The 19873-nt window shown below is 72.3% G+C and carries 16 protein-coding genes; 8 read left to right on the top strand and 8 right to left on the bottom strand.

Going from position 1 to position 19873, the window contains the following annotated elements:
• Positions 1–128 precede the first annotated feature (128 nt).
• The 4 genes from OJ997_RS34015 to OJ997_RS34000 all read left to right on the top strand — a co-directional run bounded on the left by OJ997_RS34015 (position 129) and on the right by OJ997_RS34000 (position 7627).
• A complete protein-coding gene (locus OJ997_RS34015; protein WP_270029886.1) occupies positions 129–1097 on the top strand; it encodes a zinc-binding alcohol dehydrogenase family protein in 969 nt (322 codons plus the stop codon).
• Positions 1098–1562: 465 nt separating this feature from the next.
• Entirely contained in the window at positions 1563–2882 is a 1320-nt protein-coding gene (locus OJ997_RS34010; RefSeq protein ID WP_270029884.1) for an FAD-binding oxidoreductase, read from the top strand.
• A gap of 239 nt (positions 2883–3121) precedes the next feature.
• Positions 3122–6415, top strand: a complete 3294-nt coding sequence (locus OJ997_RS34005; protein WP_270029883.1) for a ThuA domain-containing protein — start codon at positions 3122–3124, stop codon at positions 6413–6415.
• Positions 6416–6457: 42 nt separating this feature from the next.
• Positions 6458–7627 carry a plastocyanin/azurin family copper-binding protein gene (locus OJ997_RS34000; protein WP_270029882.1) on the top strand — a complete coding sequence of 390 codons (1170 nt, stop codon included), beginning with the start codon at positions 6458–6460 and terminating at the stop codon, positions 7625–7627.
• A 44-nt stretch (positions 7628–7671) separates the two neighbouring features.
• On the opposite strand, the gene OJ997_RS33995 is transcribed toward OJ997_RS34000, so the two are convergent.
• On the bottom strand, positions 7672–8793 hold the full coding sequence (locus tag OJ997_RS33995) for an ROK family transcriptional regulator (protein ID WP_270029880.1): 1122 nt from the start codon (positions 8791–8793) through the stop codon (positions 7672–7674).
• 175 nt (positions 8794–8968) lie between these two features.
• Between OJ997_RS33995 and OJ997_RS33990 the strand changes: the two genes are divergently transcribed.
• Entirely contained in the window at positions 8969–9559 is a 591-nt protein-coding gene (locus OJ997_RS33990) for a DUF6518 family protein (protein ID WP_270029879.1), read from the top strand.
• A 3-nt stretch (positions 9560–9562) separates the two neighbouring features.
• Here the strand turns inward: OJ997_RS33990 and OJ997_RS33985 are convergent, their stop codons facing one another.
• Positions 9563–10441 carry a F510_1955 family glycosylhydrolase gene (locus tag OJ997_RS33985; RefSeq protein ID WP_270029878.1) on the bottom strand — a complete coding sequence of 293 codons (879 nt, stop codon included), beginning with the start codon at positions 10439–10441 and terminating at the stop codon, positions 9563–9565.
• 58 nt (positions 10442–10499) lie between these two features.
• Here OJ997_RS33985 and OJ997_RS33980 point away from each other — a divergent pair, with 58 nt between their 5' ends.
• Genes OJ997_RS33980 through OJ997_RS33970 form a run of 3 tightly spaced genes read left to right on the top strand, consistent with a single transcriptional unit; the run spans position 10500 to position 14733 of the window.
• Complete coding sequence (locus tag OJ997_RS33980; protein WP_270029877.1) at positions 10500–13250, top strand: choice-of-anchor M domain-containing protein; 2751 nt, start codon at positions 10500–10502, stop codon at positions 13248–13250.
• Positions 13247–13387, top strand: coding sequence for a hypothetical protein (locus tag OJ997_RS33975; protein WP_270029876.1), 141 nt, complete (start codon positions 13247–13249; stop codon positions 13385–13387). The genes OJ997_RS33980 and OJ997_RS33975 overlap by 4 nt, the downstream gene beginning before the upstream one ends.
• A 38-nt stretch (positions 13388–13425) precedes the next feature.
• Positions 13426–14733, top strand: coding sequence for a choice-of-anchor M domain-containing protein (locus tag OJ997_RS33970; protein WP_270029875.1), 1308 nt, complete (start codon positions 13426–13428; stop codon positions 14731–14733).
• A 280-nt stretch (positions 14734–15013) separates the two neighbouring features.
• Here the strand turns inward: OJ997_RS33970 and OJ997_RS33965 are convergent, their stop codons facing one another.
• From OJ997_RS33965 to OJ997_RS33940, 6 genes are all read right to left on the bottom strand, one after another.
• Positions 15014–15847, bottom strand: coding sequence for an anchored repeat-type ABC transporter permease subunit (locus OJ997_RS33965; protein WP_270029874.1), 834 nt, complete (start codon positions 15845–15847; stop codon positions 15014–15016).
• Complete coding sequence (locus OJ997_RS33960; protein ID WP_372517966.1) at positions 15844–16539, bottom strand: anchored repeat-type ABC transporter ATP-binding subunit; 696 nt, start codon at positions 16537–16539, stop codon at positions 15844–15846. Before OJ997_RS33960 ends, OJ997_RS33965 begins: the two co-directional genes overlap by 4 nt.
• A gap of 20 nt (positions 16540–16559) precedes the next feature.
• Complete coding sequence (locus OJ997_RS37990; protein ID WP_270029872.1) at positions 16560–17444, bottom strand: choice-of-anchor M domain-containing protein; 885 nt, start codon at positions 17442–17444, stop codon at positions 16560–16562.
• Entirely contained in the window at positions 17441–18973 is a 1533-nt protein-coding gene (locus OJ997_RS33950; protein ID WP_270029871.1) for an anchored repeat ABC transporter, substrate-binding protein, read from the bottom strand. The genes OJ997_RS37990 and OJ997_RS33950 overlap by 4 nt, the downstream gene beginning before the upstream one ends.
• Positions 18974–18976: 3 nt before the next feature.
• Positions 18977–19558 carry a choice-of-anchor M domain-containing protein gene (locus tag OJ997_RS33945; RefSeq protein ID WP_270029870.1) on the bottom strand — a complete coding sequence of 194 codons (582 nt, stop codon included), beginning with the start codon at positions 19556–19558 and terminating at the stop codon, positions 18977–18979.
• 20 nt (positions 19559–19578) lie between these two features.
• Positions 19579–19873: hypothetical protein (locus OJ997_RS33940; RefSeq protein ID WP_270029869.1), on the bottom strand; the 295-nt coding region annotated here is incomplete at its 5' end.

Below are 19873 nucleotides of genomic sequence, written 5' to 3'. Positions count from 1 at the left end.
CGACATCCGGCCGACGCCGTACCCGCCGCCGCGCCGGTCGGTGTCGCGTCCGCTGACGCCGCGCCCGCTCCCGCCGCGCCCGCCCACGGCTCGCCCGCTCACGCCGCGCCCGCCCACGCCGCGCGGTGATGCGCGCCGTCGTCCTCGACGCGCCCGGCCCGCCCGAGGCGTTGCGGCTGCGCGAGCTGCCGGTCCCCGTGCCCGAGCCGGGCTGGGTGCTGATCGAGGTCAAGGCGTTCGGGCTCAACCGCTCGGAGCTGTACACGCGGCGCGGACAGTCGCCGGGGGTCGAGTTCCCGCGCGTGCTCGGCATCGAGGCCGTCGGCGTCGTGGCCGCGGCGCCGGGCGGCGAGTTCGCACCCGGTCAGCAGGTCGCGGCGATGATGGGGGGCATGGGCCGCGCGTTCGACGGCGGCTACGCGGAGTACACGTGCGTGCCGGCCGAGCAGGTCCTGGCGTTCGAATCCGGCCTGGACTGGGCGACGATCGGCGCGGTGCCGGAGATGCTCCAGACCGCGAACGGCTCGCTGACCGTCGGCCTGGACGCGCAGCCCGGACAGTCGCTGCTGATCCGTGGCGGCACGTCGTCGGTCGGGCTGGCCGCGGCCGTGCTGGCGAAGCGTCGCGGGCTCACCGTGCTCGCCACGACGCGCCGCGAGGAGCGCTTCGACGTGCTGCGCGCCGCCGGCGTCGACCACCCGCTCCTCGACACCGGCGAAGTCGCCGAGGCCGTGTGGAACCTCGTTCCGGGCGGGGTGGACCTCGCCCTCGAGCTGGTCGGCACCGACTCGATGCGCGACACGCTGCTCGCCACCCGCATCCACGGCACCGTCTGCTTCACCGGCATGCTCAGCAACGTCTGGACCGTGCCGGACTGGTACCCGATGGACTACATCCCCAACGGCGTGCGGCTCACCGTCTACAGCGGCGACGCATCCGACCTTCCCGCCGACGTCCTCCAGGGCTTCCTCGACGACCTCGAGTCCGGCCGGGTCACGCTGCCCGGCGTGCGCGCGTACCCGCTCGACCAGATCGTCGACGCGCACCGCGTGATGGAGGACAACACGGTCGCCGGCAAGCTCGTCGTCGTGCCGTGAACCTCCCGGCGATAAGCTGGGCGGCATGAGCTCGACCCTCGTCGCCATCTGCCTGTTCGCCGTGATCATCAGCTTCCTGGCCGGTAGCTCTTTCATGGGCAAGTAGCGCCGTTGGGCGTTGGCTCCGTGTCGGCTTCGGTCGGCCGCCGCTCGGGCTTGGCGCGGAGTTCCCTCGTAGCCGCGCGCCGTCAAGTTACGGGCGCCAGAGAGGTCGAGGAGCGTTTGTGATCACTTCGGTCCGCTCCACGTCCGGTCGACCACACTCGCGCACGGCCGCGCTCCGAACAAAGGGGGTGTGTTCGTCGACCGGAAATCGATCACGCCGGGCTACTCGGGACGGCCGAGGGACGATCTTCGATGACCCCGCGGTCGCTGCCGTGGAACCCGGCTACGTACGCAGCGCGTCCGGAAGTGCAGTAGTGCGCTACCGAGGCTGAACGGACCCGATGCCGGAACGCTGGTCTCATGACCACGCAATCGGCATCCGACTTCGAGCTCCTCGCCGCGTCCGTGCGCGGTGACGTCATCGCTCCGCACGATCCCCGCTGGGACGCGGCCCGCGCCGCCTGGAACCTGCTCGCCGATCAGCACCCCGCGCTGATCGTCAGGCCGCTCGACACCGCGGACGTCGCCGCCGCCGTCCGCTACGCCCGCGCGGCCGGCCTCGAGGTCACGGTGCAGGGCACCGGGCACGGCGCGGCGCCCGCGCACGATGTGGACGGGACGTTGCTCGTGCGCACCGTGCACCTGAACGACGTGACCGTCGACCCGGCGGCGCGGACGGCCCGGGTCGGCGCGGGCGCCATCTGGGGTGAGGTGGTCGCGGCGGCCGCGCCGCACGGGCTCACGGGCCTGCACGGGTTCTCGTCCGGCGTCGGCGTCGCGGGGTACGTGCTCGGCGGCGGCCTCGGCTGGCAGGCGCGCCTACACGGGCTCGCGTCGAGCCACGTCCGCGCGTTCGACGTCGTGACCGCCGACGGCGAGGCGCGCCGTGTCGACGCGCACACGCATCCCGACCTGTTCTGGGCGCTGTCCGGTGGCGGCGGCGCGGGCGTGATCGTCACCGCGATCGAGCTCGAGCTCGTCGAGCTCCGCCACGCGTACGCGGGCGCGCTGCTGTGGTCGATGGACCGCGCCCACGAAGTCGCCCACGCCTACCGCGACTGGATCACCACCCTGCCCGACACGGTCACGTCTTCGCTGCGGCTACTGCACTTCCCGCCGCTCCCGCAGCTGCCCGAGGCGATCCGGGGCCGCGCGCTCGTGCAGATCACGCTGGCCTTCCTCGGACAAGCGAGCGAGGGCGAGCGGCTGGTCGCCCCACTGCGCGCGATCGCGCCGGAGATCGACCAGGTCGGGCTCATTCCCGCGGCACGCCTCGGTGAGATCGCGGGGGACCCCGTCGACCCGATGCCGGTCGCCAGCCACTCGCGCCTGCTGACCGAGATCACGCCCCAAGCGATCGACGCCTTCGTCGCCCTGGCCACGCCCGCGGCGACGGTCGTCGAGCTGCGCCACCTGGGCGGCGCGCTGCGCACACCGCCCCGCGCAACCGCCGCGGGCGCGATCGACGCGGAGGTCCTCGTGTTCGCGTCGGGCGTCCCGGCCACGCCGGACCTCGCGCGCGCCCTGCAGCGCACGTTCGCCGCGATCGACGCGCTCGCCCCGCTCCCGGAGCGCCGGACGCTGCTCACGTTCAGCCGCGATCACCGCGCCGCGTTCGCCCCGGACGTGCTCGACCGGCTCCAGGCCGTGCGGCGCGACGCCCGTTTGTTCGACTATTGACAGAAGCGTCCGGGTGTCGTTACGACCGATGTCGGAATCGCTTGCGCAGTGGCGCCGGATCTTTTGTCTTCATGCCTACGAAAGTCCTTGACACCGGGTGTCTCAGCGGTAGCTTGATTGCGCTGCACGAACGTTACGGTCGCTGAAGCTGGAGGAACGGCGGCCATCGGGCTAGAGCTCGGGACGAGGGGTCCCGGGCAGGAGGAGAGGTGGGGATGGTCAGACGACGTGCTCTCGGCATGTCGCTTCGGCGTGCCGGTTTGGCGAGTGCTTTGACGCTCGTCGCCGCCGCCGCGGCGCTGCCGGCGGCGGCCGAGGCCCAAGGGTCCGGCGACGGCAAGAAGGTGTTGATCTACACGGGCACCACGGGATACCGCCACACGGACGGCATCAACGGTGGACGGCCCGTGGTCCAGAGCAAGCTCGAAGGGCTCGGCTACGCGGTCGACTGGGAGGACTGCAGCGGTCGCGGGACGGGCGCCAACAACTGCAACAACGCGAACAAGAACCCGCGCATCTTCACGAGTGAGAACCTCGCGAAGTACGACGCGCTCGTGTTCTTGAACATGTCGTGGTCGTGGAACACCGCGAATCCGGGGCCGCTGCTGGACCTGGAGTCGCAGAAGGACGCGATCATCGGCTTCGTCCAGAACGGCGGCGGCATCGCGTCGATCCACAACGCGACGGACGCCGGCGCGGGCAGGTCGGTGTGGGACTGGTGGGACGGCAGCCCGAACTCGATGATCGGCACGACGATGCCCGGTCACGCGGCGACGAACGCCACCGGCAACACGGCGACGGTCCAGGTCGCCGACAACAACCACCTGGCGACGCGTGACCTGCCCGACACGTGGCAGATCTCCGACGAGCACTACAACTACCTCACCAACGTGCGCGGCGGCCACCACGTCCTCGCCACGTTCGACGAGCGCACGTACAACCCGGGCGTCAACGCGCGCGGGCAGGATCACCCGATCACGTACTGCAAGCTCTACGACGGCGAGAGCGTCAACGACGGCACCGCCACGCGTCGCGCGTACCGCGACGGCCGCACCTGGGTCACCGGCATGGGCCACTTCGGCGTCCGGTACACCGAGAACGGCGGCGACAACAACCTGGTCAAGATGATCGTGGGCGGCATCCGCTGGGTCGCCGGCGAGGGCCGCAAGTCCGACTGCTCGGGCACGGTCTGGTCCTCCTTCTCGCGCCAGGTGCTCGTGTCCGACGCGCTGAACCCGATCGGGATCGACATCGCGAAGGACGGCAAGGTCTACTGGTCGGAGATCGGCCCGTCGATCGGCTTCGAGGTCAACGGCCACATCAAGATGCACGACCCGAAGGGCGCGCCGAACAACAAGACCACGGTCGGCACGATCCAGACCCGGTCGGATCACAGCCTGTCCGAGGACGGCGTGCTCGGCATGAGCCTGCAGCCCGGGTTCGACCTCGCCGACCCGAGCAAGCGCAACCTGTTCGTCTACTACTCGCCGCGCAACGCGGCCTGGCCGACCACGGGCGCCGCCCAGGTCGTCGGCTACAACCAGATCAGCCGCTTCACGCTCAACGCCGAGGGCACCTCGGTCGTCGACGGCTCCGAGCGCGTGATCCTGCGCGTGCCCAAGGTCAAGATCGCGGGCGCGCCGGCCGGCTTCCCGGGCGGCCCGACCAACAACGGGCCCGGCCACGTCGGCGGCGCCGGCCTGGACTTCGACTCCGCCGGCAACCTGTACCTCGGCGTCGGCGACGACGTCTCCCCGAACGCCTCCGGCCACAACGGCCTGCAGCCGATGGACTACCGCTCGGCCGAGCGCTGGGACGCCCGCAAGACGTCGGCGAACACCGCCGACCTGCGCGGCAAGGTCCTGCGCATCACCCCCAAGCAGGGTGAGATCGCGGCCGACGCCGCTCCGGGCGTGGGCACGACCTACGACATCCCCGAGGGCAATCTGTTCCCGGTGGGTACGACGGCCGCGCGGCCGGAGATCTACGGCATGGGCTTCCGCCAGCCGTTCACGCTGCACACCGACCCGGCCAACCCCGGCCTCGTCGGCGTCGGCGAGTACTGCAACGACGCCTCGACCGATCGCGCCGACCGCGGTTTCGCGGGCGTGTGCGAGTGGAACCTGCTCAACAAGCCGGGCAACTTCGGCTGGCCGTTCTGCGCGGGCAACCAGTCCGCGGACAACACGGCGACGCGGTGGAACTACGCCACCGCGACGACGACGGGGCAGAAGTACGACTGCTCGCTCGACGAGATCCCGTCGGACATCAACTACGCGCCGGAGGGGCAGGCGCCGAACCCGGCGACGTTCCAGGGTCGCCACGCGATCCCGAAGCCGATCCCGGCGACGATCTGGAAGAAGTACGCGACGGGCACCGGCGTGCAGCGCGACATCGACTTCGGTGACCTGAGCAAGGGCGGCATGCAGCCGGTCGCGGGCCCGATCTACCGCTACGACGCCTCGACCGCCACGGCGGGGGCGTTCCCGCGCTACTACGACGGCTCGTGGCTGATCAACAACCGCGGCGCCAACGACGGCTTCTGGAAGGAAGTCCGCCTGCGGCAGGACAACAACGAGATGCTCCGCGTCAACGACTGGCTGCCGTACAACGCGGCCGGCACCGAGGGCGCGAACCTCAACAGCCTCGTCATCGGCACGCAGTTCGGCGCCGACGGCTCGCTGTACATGTCCCGCTACTCGGTCGGCTGCTGCCGCAGCAACACGCAGACGCCGACGCAGATCGTGAAGATCTCCTTCAACGTCTACGACGAGTCGACCGCGCCGAGCGCGGCCGTCGAGCTCGACCCGGCGGTGCCGGGTGCCGGCCGGGCGTACCCCGGCCCGGTGACGCTGAAGCTGAGCGGCACCGACGCGGCGGCCGCGAGCGACCCCAACCCGGTGTCCGGCCTCGACCGCATCGAGTACCGCGACACGCTCCAGGGCGTGCCCGGTCAGTGGGTGCGGCTGGCGAACACGGCGGGTGGCAACACGTTCAACACGACCGCCACGGTGTCCGAGGAGGGCAACCACGTCATCGAGTACCGCGCGGTCGACAAGGCCGGCAACGTCGGCGAGGTCAAGACGATCGCGTTCGCGATCATCAAGCCGACGGACGTGGACGCGAACTTCACGGCCATGGTGCCGACGATCCTCGGCCTGTCGTTCACGGCCGAGCCGACGTTCGGCGTGCTGATGCCGGGTACGGCGAAGGACTACCTCGCGGAGACGGCGGCGAAGGTCACCGTCACCACGGGTGACGCGGCGCTGACGGTCGTCGACCGCAGCACGACGGCGCCCGGCCGGTTGGTCAACGGCTCGGCGGCGCTCCCGCAGCCGGTGCAGATCAGCGCCGCGGGCGGCCCGTTCAACGCGGTCAGCGCGACGCCGTTGCTCCTCAAGAGCTGGGCGACGCAGACCACGAACGAGCTGGTGCCGATCACGGCCAAGCAGCCCATCGGGGTCAACGACGCCCTGCGGGCCGGCGCCTACGGCAAGGTCCTGACGTTCAGCCTGTCCACGACCACCCCGTAGACGAGAGATCCCGAAGGAATGAGATCGAAGTACCTACCAGGGGTGGCGTCGTTCCTGGTCCTGGCCGGCGCCCTCGCGGCGCCGGCCTTCGGGCAGACACCACCCACGACCTCGGCGACGTTCGTCACCGGCGACAACTACTTCCTGGAATCGGGAAGCGCGCCGGGTGACGCGACCGTCAACGTCTCCGTCGGGCAGTCGGTGACCTTCAAGTCGCCGACCGGCACGGCGACCAACACGGGCTACCACAACGTCGACTTCGACAGCGGGAGCCTGAAGCCGTCGGTGTGCAACCAGACGGTCAAGACGGCCGATCCGACGATGAGCGGGATCCCACTAGACACGGACAACGTGCCGCCGATGCCGGCGTTCCCGCAGCCGCCCGGGTGGGAGGGGTACTGCACCTTCTCCGCCGCGGGCACGTACACGTTCCACTGCCCCGCGCACGGCGGGATGGACGGCACGGTCGTGGTCTCGACGGCGGCGACGCCGACGCCCACGCCGACCGCGACGCCCACGGCGACCCCGACGGCAACGCCTACAGCGACACCAACGGCAACTCCGACGGCGACGCCTACAGCGACACCGACGGCAACTCCGACGGCAACGCCTACAGCGACACCGACGGCGACGCCTACAGCGACACCGACGGCGACGCCTACAGCGACACCGACGGCAACCCCGACGGCGACGCCCACGGCAACCCCGACGGCGACGCCCACGGCAACCCCGACGGCGACGCCCACGGCCACCCCCACCGCGACACCGCCCGCCGGGGAGCCGCCGTTCACGGCGACCGTCCCGACGGTCCTGTCACTCACGCTCTCGACGCCGGTCGCGGTCCTCGGGCCGATCATGCCCGGTGACGCGCGTGCCTACGAGGCCTCGCTCGGCGCGACGGTCACGAGCACGGCCGGCGAGGCGACGCTGACGGTGGCGGACACGGGCAACGGGAGCGGCCATCTCGCCAACGGGACGCACGAGTTCGCGTCGCCGTTGCTGTTCAAGGCGACCAACGCCGCCAAGCCGACCGCGACGTTCGCGCCGCTGACCGGCCTGGCGAATCCGCTGGCGCTGATCCACTACGGCACCTACGTCACCAACGACGCGGTGACGATCACCGTGCAGCAGCCGATCGGCGCGCAGGAGCCGCTGCGCGCCGGCAGCTACGGCAAGGCGGTGCGGTTCACGCTGACGGCGACGACGCCGTAGCGAAGACGGTCGACGGGCACGGCGGACTCCCGCCGTCGTGCCCGTCAGGCCACCCGCAGCGACCGGTCGATCTCGTCCGGGGTTAGCACCTGCTCGGTGAGCAGCTGCGTCAGGCCGACCAGGGCCGCGCGGTCGCCGAGCCGGCTGGAGACGATCCGGATCGTGTCCGTCCCGACGGGCAGCGACCGCCGCGCCAGCTGCTCCCGGATGCCCGCGAGCAGCGGCTGCGAGGCGCGAGCCAGCTCGCCGCCGACGACGATCGCCGCCGGCTCGAAGAAGCTCACGCACGTCCCGAGCGCCTCGCCGATGCGACGGCCCGCCTCCCGGATCGCCGCGACGGCGTCCGCATCCGGCCGGCGTGCGAGCGCGACCACCTCGTCATCGTCGACGCCCAGCCGTGTCGCGATCGCGGTCGTGCTCGCGACCGCCTCCAGGCAGTCCAGGTTCCCACAGGCGCACGTCGCCCCGTCGCCGTCCGCGATCGGCAGGTGGCCGATCTCGCCCGCGGAGCCCTGCGCGCCGCGACACACCTCACCGGCCGCGATGATCCCGCAGGCGATCTCGCGACCCGCGCTGAGGAACAGCAGGTGCTCCGCCTCCGCCCAGTAGGTCGCGTGCTCGCCGAGCGCCATCAGGTTCGCGCGCTTGTCGACGACCGTGAGCACGCCGTAGCGCGCCGACAGCCAGTCGCGGATCGGGAAGCCGTCCCAGCCCGGCAGGTGCGGGGACGTCGCGGCCATGCCGTTCGCCTCCGCGACCGGCCCCGGTACCGCGACGCCGACGCCGCGCACGTCGACGAGGCGGCGCCCCACACGCTTGAGCAGGGCGAGGAACCGATGGTCGAGCTGCTCGAGCAGCTCCTCGGGGTGCCGGGTGCTGCCGAACGCGACCGTCTCCTCCGCGAGCGACAGGCCGGCGAGGTCGTTCACGGCCAGCCGCGAGCGCGTGGGCTCGATGTCCGCCACGAGCAGCACGCCCGCGCCCGGGTTGAACGCCAGGACGGTCCCCGGGCGGCCGCCGGTCGGGCTGCTCGACCCGATCTCGTGCACGAGCCGGCGGGCGATCAGCGGCTCCAGCCGTTGCGAGACGGTCGAGCGGGCGAGCCCGGTGTGCCGCGCCATGTCGGCGCGCGTGACCGCCGTGCCGTTGCGGATCAGCTCCAGCATCGTGCCTGCGCTGGGCCTCGCGGGTCTCGCACCCATTCCGCCCAGGATGACCGACCGCTGGACCGGATCGGCACGCAACTGCACGTTCGGAGGGGACCGGGAGGTCGGCGCGCCCGCTGAAGCTGCACGGGATCTGCACACGGCCTGCACGCGGCGGGCCTAGGCTGCGCGCCGCATGCACGGACGCTTCACGCTGCCGCTCGCCGCGCTCGCGACGGGCCTCGTCTTCGGCGGGCTCGGCGCCTTCGGCCAGGCCCAGCTCGAGGGGACGCTGGAGGCGTTCCCGAACTCGATCAGCACCTGGCTGCTCGCGCCGTTCCTCGTCGGGATGCTCGCGGCGACGCGCACCCGGGCGGCGGTCGCGGGCGTCGCGACCTGCGCGGTCCAGCTCGCCGGCTACTACGCCGTCAACGCGATGCAGGACATCGGCACCACCGCTTCGCTGGTCGTGTTCTGGACGGCGTGCGCGGTGGTCGGCGGTCCGCTCTTCGGCGTCGCCGGGCAGCTGTGGCGCAGCGGCGAGCCAGGGCTGAAGGGGCTCGGGACGGCCGCGCTCGCCGGCGTCTTCGTCGCCGAGGGTGCCTGGGCGTTCCTGCACGAGGAGCAGCGCTACCTGGCCGGCGCGCTGTGGATCACGATCGGCCTCGCGCTCGCGGTGCTCTCCAGCCGCGGGCGCGTCGAGCAGCTGCGCTGGCTCGGATTGACGGTGCCGCTCGGGCTCTCCGGCGAGGTCGTGCTGACCTCGGCGCTGCAGCGCCTGTTCTGACGCTCAGGGCTGGGAGCGGACGGTCCAGGTGCGACCCGCGTCGCGCGACTGCTTGACCGTGCCGTCGTGCAGGGCCGCGAGCAGCTCACCCGGGGCGCCGTGGTCGAACGCCGCGGGCTCGCCACCGACGTGGCCGGCCGGGCGCCAGCGGCCGCGGTCGGCGTCCGCGCCGTGCCACACCTGGCCGTCCAGGTCGGCGAGCACCACGCGCTCGTCCGTCCACGCCAGGTGCCCGGGGGCGGGGGCGTCGATCGACGCCCACGTGCGGCCGCCGTCCGAGGAGCGGTGCAGGCCGCGCTGCCCCGACGCGATCAGCTCGCGGCCGTCGCCCGGCGCGAGCGCGAGCGAGATCAGCGGCTCGGGCGCGGTGAGCCGCGTCCACGTCTTCCCCCCGTCCTTGCTCGTGAGGAACCGCGGTTCCCGCGTCGCGAAGTCCGAGCCGTAGCCGTAGACGCGCTCGTCGCCGGACTCGAGGAGATGGAAGTCCACGTCGCCGTGCAGCGACAGCGGCCGCCACGTGCGACCCGCGTCGCGCGACTCGATCAGGCCGAGGTACGGCGGCAGGTCGGTGTCGGCGGGGTCGGGATGCCCGGAGCCGAGGAAGTGGTCGGGGCCGACGATCGCGAAGCCCATCGTGTCCTGGGCGCTCTCGCCGACCCGGCGCGCGCGGTCCTCGTCGGCGCCGGCGCGGAACAGGCCCGTGTGGGTGGCGATGAGCACCGCGCCGTCGGACGGGTTCACGCCGAGCCCGTGCACGTGGACGGGGCCGGGGTCCGTGCTCGCGGCCGGTGGGGCGGGAGCGGCCACGGGGTCCTCGTCGCCGCACGCGATCGTCGCGCTCGCGAGGAGCGCGGTCAGCGCGGGGAGCAGTCGCGGCCACATGGGCGCACATCCTACGTGCCCTTCAAGTCAATAATGGGACTGAGTATTGTTTAGTCTCATGATCACACGACACCTGCCGCGACGTGCCCTCGGTGCACTGCTCGCGCTGATGACGGCGCTCGCCGCTGGGGCGCCGAGCGCGTCCGCCGATCCGGGCCCGGCTCCGGCGCCACGCGAGTACCGCGTGCTGCAGAAGCTGCACACCGACGCGGTCTCGACCTTCCTCGACGCCGGGACGTTCGCGCTCGGGACGAAGGCCGACGTCTTCGAGGGCAACGGCACGCGGCTGGACCCGGACAAGACCTGGTTCCACGTCGACGACGCGTCCAAGCTGACGGTCCCCGCCGGCTTCGAGTTCATCGCGCCCGCGGGCTCGGATGTCTGGGTCGCGCCCCAGAGCAACACGGGTGGCGACCAGCTGTGGCCCGGCTTCTCGACCGAATCCGTGCCCGTGGGGGCGATCGACGGCGACGAGACCACGCTGCGGCTCGTCAAGGTCGAGGGTCCGGGTGCGCTGGAGCTGTTCACGACCGGTGCGATCGGCGGGGTCACGCGGCTGTGGTCGTCGGACGAGTCGATCGACACGTTCCGCGTCGGGCGCACGCACATGCACGCGAACTGGGCGTTCACGAAGGCCGGCAGCTACCGGGTGACGGTCGAGGCGAGCGCGAAGCGCGGCGCTCAGCCGGTCTCGGCGACCGCGACGTACACCTTCGTCGTCGGCCCGCTCCCGGCCGCGGCGACGACCACCACGGCGCTGAGCGCGTCGGCCACCGAGCTCACCGCGACGGTCGCGCCGGCCACCGCCGCCGGCTTCGTCGAGCTCCGCGAGGGCACGGAGGTCATCGCCCACGCCCGCGTCACCGACGGGAAGGCGACGTTCGCCACCGACCTGCTCGCTCCCGGTACCCACACCGTCACAGCCGCGTTCGTGCCCGAGGTGCTCAACCTCGCCGCACGCTCGACGTCCTCGCCGGTCACGGTCACCGTCGCCGGTCAGTCGTTCGGGATCGCCGGCGTGGCCGCGTCCTACCAGCCGGGTGACGCGCTCGACGCGCGCGTCGTCGGCGCCACGCTCGGCACGGGCCAGAACTACCAGTGGCGGATCCGCCCGGCCGGCTCGACCGGCGCGGGCACCTCGATCACCGGGACGGGCGGCACGGCCGCGACCGGCCGCCTACAGCAGCGCCTCGACGCGTCCTACGGCGGCTACGAGCTGAGCGTGCGGCTGCGCACCGGAACGACGGTCGACCAGCAGACCGACTGGACGCCGATCACGGTCGCCAACGCCGTCGAGCCGCTCACCGCCAAGCTCGTCAAGGACGGCCCGATCCACCTGGGCGAGGAGATCGTCGTCCAGCTCGGCGGCCGCGCGCTTGCGGCGGGCGAGACGCTGCAGATGGCGACCCGCACGAGCGGGCTGTGGTTCGTGATGCCGTGGGCGCACCAGCGCGACGCGACGAGCTTCCTGGTCCAGCCGCTGAGCGACGACCCCGGCGCGACGTGGACGGTCCAGGTGGTCCGCGACGGCATGGTCGTCGCCCAGTCCACGCCGTTCGCGGCGGACGTGCGCGAGCGCGAGGTGCTCGTCGAAGGCATCCAGGGCGTCTACCGCGCCGGCCAGACGCTGCGCGCCTCCGCCACGGTCCACCCCGACCTGCCCGGCCTGACCTACCAGTGGCTCCTGCTCGACCTGACGACGTTCCAGAGCACGGTCGTCGGCCGCGAGAAGACGCTCGAGCTGCCGATCACGCTCGCGCACGACAAGCAGCAGCTGACGTTTGCGGCCGTGTGGGACTACGGCACCGAGGTCGTCTTCGTCGGCCAGAAGGGCACGCCGATCAACGTCTCGGCGGCCGATCCGTCGACGCAGCTGTTCTTCTTCAACGGCCTCGGCGACCACTACCACCAGGGCGGCTCGATCGGCCTCGGGCTCGTCGCCGACCCCGCCCTCGCCGCGGGGGACACGGTCGCGTGGGAGTGGAAGTGGGCGGGGCAGGACTGGATCCCGTTTGACGGTGCCCCGGGCCTCTCGCGCACGCTCGTCGCCGAGCAGGCGCTGGACGGCGTCCAGGTCCGCGCGCGGCTCACGTTCGCGACCGGCGGCGCGCCGGTGGAAGCCGAGCCGGTGACGATCCACGTCGACGACCACGGCGCGCCCGCCAACCAGAAGGTCACGGTGCGTGGCGAGACGGCGTACACGGCCGGCGACACGGCGACGCTCAGCGCGGACGTCACGCCCGCGACGGTGCTCGACACCTACCAGTGGTACGACGGCGGCACGCCGATCCCCGGCGCGACCGGCAAGACGTACACGTTCACCGCGACGGCGGACCGCAAGCTCACCGTCGCAGTGCGCAAGCCGAACGGCGCCCTCGCCTACGGCCCGTCCACGCCCGTGGACATCACCGTGCGCGAGCGCGCCGTGGAGGTGCCGCAGACCGTCGGTGGGAGCGTTCCGCCCACGCTCTCGCTCACGCTCAGCGCGCCCGCGAGCTTCGGCGCGTTCACCCCGGGCGTCGAGCGCGACTACACGGCGACGACGAAGGCGACCGTCGTCTCCAGCGCGGGTGACGCGACGCTGACGGTCAGCGACCCGAGCCCGACGCACGCCGGGCACCTCGTCAACGGTGCCTTTGCGCTGGCGCAGCCGCTGCAGGGTCTCGGCACGCTCAAGACCTACGCCGCGCCGGTCACGGGCGACGAGGTGCCCGTGACGTTCACGCAGCGGATCAACGCCGGCGACGCGCTGCGCACCGGCACCTACGCGAAGACGCTGACGTTCACGCTCGCGACCACCGCGCCGTGAGAACCCTCCTGTCCATCCTCGCCGCGGCCGTCGTCATGACGGCCGCGGCGCCGGCCGCCCACGCCGACCGCGTCGTGCTGTCGGCCGGGAACGTGGACGTCTTCGCGCCCGTGCTCGACGGCGGCTCGTCCTGCTGAGCGTCGTCGACGCGGGCGTATCCCGTGACCCGGACGACGTGCTCTTCCACGCGCAGGAGGCGCTGCGCCCCGCCTGGTCGACCATCGCGATCCCGGCCGGGACGTTCGTCGACGACCGCCTCGACTGGACCCTGAACCGCGTCGACGGGCCCGGGCCGGTCCAGCTGCTCGAAGACGGCCGGCCGTTCTTCGACTCCGCCGACGGCCTGCCGGACACCGTCCGCCGCCCGGTCGGCACGCGCACGCCCGTGCAGTGGGTGTTCGGGACGCCGGGCGTCTACACGCTCAACTTCGACGTCGAGGGCACCCGGTCCGACGGCACGTCGAGCACCGCCTACAAGGAGTACCGCGTCTTCGTCGGCGCGCTCGCGGACCTGCCGCCCGAGTTCCTCTGGGTCGACGGCCTCGCCGAGGCCTACGACCCCGGCGCCACGGCGACGCTGCACGCCAAGCAGTCGCCCACGAGCCGCTTCACGGACGTCCGCTGGCTCGAGCGCTGCGGCGAGACGTCACGCGAGGTGGCGACGGGCGCGACCTACACGTTCACGGTCACCCGCGCACACGACGCGTGCGAGCTCGTCGTCACCCTGCGCGACGACGCCGGCCGCGAGCTGCTGCGCTCGGACCCGGCGCTGCTCAGCGTCCGCTCGGGGAGCTGGGGGCCGCGCACGATCCTGTCCCAGGGCCACGCCGATGTGCTCGAGGTCGCGCTGGAGGGCGGCGCGCTGAAGGTCGCCGTCAAGGACGACAGCGGCGACACGCCTGTGCTCCGGCGCCCGCAGGACGTGCTGCTGCACGCCAAGCCGCAGGCGGAGTTCGTCCTCACCGAGGAGCTGCCGCCCGAGTTCGGGTTCCTCGGCAAAGCCGGCGACGTCGTCTACCTGCTGCCGGAAGTGCAGGACCCGGCGCTGCTGTGGCCAGGCTGGGACACCGCCGGCGTCCCGACCGGCGTGGTCGCCGGCGACGAGCTCAGCTGGCGGCTGACCGCCGTCGACGGGCCGGGCGTGCTGCAGCTGTTCGGCTCGGACCTGTTCGGCCTGCCGCGCGTGCTGTTCAACTCGGCCGACGGCCTGCCCGACACGACCGCGATGCCGGTCAGCACGCACGTGCACGCGAACTGGGCCTCCAGCCGCCCGGGTCTCTACAAGCTCCGCTTCGAGCTGAGCGGCGGCGCCACGATCACGAGCGGCCCGCTCGACTACTGGTTCTACGTGGGCGACCTGGCGGACCTGCCGGCGTACCCCAGCGAGGAGCCGGGTCACCGTCAACCGTGGCACGCGCCAGGTCGCGCGTGCAAAGACCCGCACGGTCCCCGCGACAACCCGAACCCTCCGCGTGGGACTTGACCGCCGGCTGAAGCCCGGGCGCTACCGCGTCCGGGTGACGGCCACAGCCGGCGGCGGGCGGCAGACCCGGACGATCACCCTCCGCGTCCGGGGCTAGCAGTGTCGCGAGTCGGAAGTTCGCGTGCGCATAGCGGGCCCGATCGTCGTGGCTGGGTCCGCTGGTGATTCCAGCGCATACTGGTGGTACGTGCGGGATCGCCGGCGGCCGCCAGGCGCGGCGAGACGTCCGGTAGGCGCCCGCGAAATTCTGATTCGCGACACAGGTCGTGGGGTTGCGCGGTCAGGCGCGCGATCCCACGACGCGCTGTGCGTAGACCAGGAGGAAGAAGGTCGTCAGCACGAGCACGATCGTGCCGCCCGTCGGGTAGTCCCACGACCACGAGACGTAGAGGCCGACGAGCGCCGCGAGCGCGCCGATCGCGGGGGAGAGCACCATCATCGTCGCGAGCCGGTCGGTCAGCAGCCGCGCGGTCGCGGCCGGGGTGATCAGCAGCGCGAGCACGAGGATGTTGCCGATCGTCTGGACGCTGATGACGACCGCGAGCGTGACGAGCACGTAGAGCGCCAGGTCGAGCCAGAAGACGCGGATGCCCATCGCACGCGCGGTCTCGCGGTCGAGCGAGATCGTCACGAGCTCCTTGTGGAGCGCGAAGAGCGCGGCGAGCACGCCGAGGCCGGTGCCGGCGACGACGTAGAGGTCCGAGTCGGGGATGCCCGTGATCGAGCCGAACAGGAAGTCCTGCAGCGAGCCCGCGTAGCCGGGCGCGCGCGAGATGATCACGATGCCGAGCGCGAACGCGGCGACGAAGAACACGCCGATCACGGAGTCCTCCTTCAGGCGCCGGTTCTGCGCGAAGACGGCCACCAGCACGGCGGTCAGCACGCCCGCGGCGATGCCGCCGAGGATCAGGTTGCCGCCGATCACGAACGCGATCGCGAGGCCGGGGAAGACGGCGTGCGCGACCGCGTCGCCGATGAACGCCATCCCGCGCAGGACGACGTAGCAGCCGATCACGCCGCAGATCAGCGAGGACATGACCGCGATCACGAGCGCCTTCCAGAGGAAGCTCAGGTCGGGGTTCGCGAGGTCGCGGATGAAGTCGATCGGGCTCATGCCGCCGCCTTCAGCACACGCAGGAGGGGGCTGTGCGGGCTGATGCCGAACGTGCGCATCCACAGCTCGTCCCGCTCGGCGAGCTCCTCCGGCGTGCCGACGGCGACGACGGAGCGGTTGAGCAGCGCGAGCCGGTCGCAGCCGTACATCGCGCCGGCGAGGTCATGGGTGGTCATGAGCACGGCGCGCTCCTCGCGCGCGAGGGAGAGGAAGAGCTCGGACAGCAGCTCCTGGGTGGGGACGTCGAGGCCGGTGAACGGCTCGTCGAGCAGCAACGCCGCGGGCCGGAGCGCGAGCGCGCGGGCGACGAGCACACGCTGGCGCTGCCCGCCCGAGAGCTGGCCGACGGGGCGCGTGCGCAGGTCGGTCATGCGCACGCGTTCGAGCGCCTCGTCGACCGCCTCCCAGTCCGTCGTGCGGGGCCGGCGCAGCAGGCCGAGCCGCCCGGTACGACCCGTCATCACCACGTCCTCGACGGAGATCGGGAAGTCCCAGGCGAACTCGTGGCGTTGCGGCACGTAGCCGATCAGCCCCGCGACCTCGACCCGGCCACGGACCGGCTTGAGCAACCCGAGCGCGGTGCGCAGCAACGTCGTCTTGCCGGCGCCGTTCGGGCCGATCAGGCCGACGAGCTCACCCGCGTGCACGGTGAAGGTCGCGTCCTCGAGCACGATCCGCCCGCCGAGCTGCACGGCGATGTCCTCGAAGGCGATCACGCGCGCGCCCGTCGCTTGGCGCCACGCCCGCGCGCGACCATGAGCGCGAAGCCCGCGGCGAGGGCGGCCGCCGCGACGGCCAGCAGGACGCCGAGCGGGAATCCCGACGGCTCCTCCGACGGCGCTGCGGTGGTGGTCTTCCGCGGCGCGTCGCGCGTGGTCCACGCGGCCGCGAAGGCCTCGTCCGTGCTCGTGCGCGAGCCGACGGCGAACCGCAGCACACGCGTGTCGGATACGGTCCGCCCGTCCACGAGCTCGGCGTCGATCCGCACGCGCACGAGGTAGACGCCAGGCTTGGAGAACACCCAGTTCGCGTGCGTGTGCGTGTTCACGTCGACCCACACGGGCGCGGGCTTCGCGGCCGAGTCCCACAGCACGTCCGGCTCGGCGAAGTCGCCCGACTGCAGGTAGACGATCAGCTCGCCCGGCCCCTGGACGCCGGTCATGGTCATCGTCACGCCGCGGTCGATGGTCTCCATCACCTCCGGGTCCTGCGTGTTCCAGCCGACCCAGACCACATCGGGGTTCTGCGTCTGCGGCACCACGTGCACGTCCGTGCCGGGCTTCCCGCGCAGGAACGCGTAGGCGGGGTCGTCCGGGATCCGCAGGATCGCCTCGTCGCGGACCTGGAGCACGGTCTGCTCGGTCGGCCGCCACACGCTCGTGCCGTCCGGGTCCGCCTTGGCCGCGTCGTCGTGCACGAGCAGCGTCCAGCGCCCGTCGACGAAACGCGGGCCGATGTCCACGTGCCCGCTCGCCAGCACGGCCCGGTCGCGGACGATCGCCTGGCCCTTGTCGATGCGCTGGTCGAGCTCGGCCTGCGCGTGCGCGGCGGCCGGCCACAGCGCGAGGGCGAGCAGCCCGGTCAGAAGGGTCCTCACGCGAGGCACCGCCTCAGGGAGTCGGCGTTGAATCGCATCATGTCCTCGTAGGTGCCGACGGCGTGGTCGAGCGTGTCGGAGTAGATCGGGCACACGCGGGCGCCGGTCTCGCCGGCCACCTCGCGCAGGGTCGAAGAGCGGGCGGCGAGCGCCGGCTCCAGGAAGACCGCCGGCACGCGCAGGTTGCGGATCGTCTCCGTGAGCTTGCGGCGGTCGGCGAGGGAAGGCTCCGCGGCGGGATTGGGCGTGACGAACCCGGCGACCTCGATCCCGTACGCGTGCGCGAGGTAGCCGAACGCGTCGTGCGTCGTCACCAGGTACCGGTGCGCGCGCGGGATCGCCTGGATCGCTCGCCGCACGTCCTTGTCGAGCGTGTCCAGGCGGGCGAGGTAGGCGTCGGCGTTCGCGCGGTAGGTCTTCGCGCCGGCGGGATCGCGGCCGATCAGCGTGTCGCGGATCAGCTCCGTGTAGGCCATCACGTTGCGCACGTCCTGCCACAGGTGCGGGTCGATCTCGCCGTGCACGTGCTTGCCGAGCACGGCCTGGGGGAGCTGGTAGATCTGCGTCTCCGGCCGGCCCATGAAGCGGAACTCGCGGCCCGCGGGCACCTCGGCGATCGCCTTCGACGGGACCTCGATCACGATCTCGTCGGCGGCGTAGCGGACCTGCGTGTGCTCGCCGCCGCCCTCGGGGTCGTAGAGGGCGAGCAGGCCGTTGGCGTCGAGGTCGGCGGTGATGTCCGCGTGGCCTTCGTCGAGCACGCGCTTGCCCGCCGGCGGGCGGACGCCGACGGCGAAGGTGAAGGTCGCGCGGCCGAGGTCGATCGGGCGCGAGGTGGCGTCCACGCGCAGGCTCGCGGCGAACGTCACGGTGTACGTCCCGGGCTTGGTGAACACCCACGACATGTGCGTGTGCGCGTCGGCCGGGAGCGTGGCCGTGTCGTCCTTGAAGCCGTCACCCGCGTCGAAGCCGTCGCTGGAGTCGAAGTAGACCTCGGTCTCGCCGAACGTGCCCGTGAGATAGCCGAAGACGTGGCCGGGACCCGTCGCGTGGGTGGCGCTGAGCAGCACGTCGCTCGAGCGGTCGGTGCCGTGCCGGGCGCCGGTGCCGTGCGCGCGCAGGCCGAGCCAGAGCGTGTCCAGGTTGACGTTCTCGACGAGCGGGATCACCTCGGCCGCGTACTTGACGGCGTCCTCGGCGAGCGACACGTTCGGCACGCCGTCGCGCAGGTTCGCGTCGAGCGTCTTGATGACGTTGTGCTGCTCGAGCATCATGTAGTTGCTGAAGGCGACGTCGGCGTAGACGACGTCGCGCACGTCGCGCAGCGTGGGCTCGTAGGCGTGCGGGTCCGCGCCGTCGGGGACGAGGCTCGTGACGTGCACGCGGTCGCCGCCGACCTGCTCGACAAGGTCGCGCAGGAGGCTCGTGGTGGTCACGACCTGCAGCCGTGAGTCGGTGCTCGAGAGCCCTTCGGGGGCGCCGCAGCCGGCCAGGGCCACGAGCGCGACCAGCAGCGCCGCCCACCGCATCGCTCAGCGCACCCGGATGGTGAGCGTCGTCGTGTCCGACCGGCTGCCGGCGCTCATCTTGAACCGCAGCTTGTAGGTGCCGGCGCGGGTGAACGCCCAGTTGCCGTGCGCGTGGACGCCGACCGCGATCGAGCGCGTACCGGGCTTCGAGCGCTGGCTGTCGAACAGCACGTCGGCCTTGCCGAACGAGCCGGTCTGGAACACCGCGACCCGGCCGGGGCCGCTGACGCGCTCGAGCGTCCACGCGACCGAGCCCCGCAGCGAGCGCAGCTCCTCCGTGTTCCAGCCGAGCCAGATGACGCCGCTGCGCTGGGCCTGGGGGATCATCCACACGCGCGTGCCCTTGCGCCCGAGGAAGCTGTCGCTCGGCAGCGTGTGGCGGGCCTTGGAGCCGACCTCGATCACGACGTCCGACGGCTCCCGCCAGACGACCTTGCTGCCGGTGCTGTCCTTGACCTGGGTCTGGAGCTTGCCGCCGATGATCCGGGCGCCGAGGTCGGCGTGGCCGGACCGCAGTGTGACGGCGGCGTGGGCGGGCGCCGCGCCGGCGAGCAGCACGGCGAGGGTGAGCAGGATGGTGCGCATGGGTTCTGGTCTCCGGTGGGTCAGCGCACGCGCAGGGCGAGCGTGCGCGTGGTCGTGCGACTGTCGGCCGTGGCGGCGACGCGGACGGTGCGGCGCCCGGCGCTCGGGCGCCGGTCGAGCTGCAGGCGCAGCGTGCGCGTGCCGGCCGGGACGGTGCGGGGCTTCACGCGCGCGGCGACGCGGTCGCCGCGGCGGAGGGTCACGGCGAGGCGGCTCCGGCGGTCGAGCCGCACGCGCAGTCGCAGCGTGCGAATGTCACCCGTGCCGACCTGGAGGACCTCTTCCTTGCCGTTCTTGGTGATCGTGAACGTCGGG

Origin of the sequence: Solirubrobacter phytolaccae, assembly GCF_027587195.1 — a bacterium.
In the GTDB taxonomy this organism is placed as follows: domain Bacteria; phylum Actinomycetota; class Thermoleophilia; order Solirubrobacterales; family Solirubrobacteraceae; genus Solirubrobacter; species Solirubrobacter phytolaccae.
The sequence above is the reverse complement of the archived record's forward strand: the minus strand, read 5'-3'. Positions and strand labels throughout refer to the sequence as shown.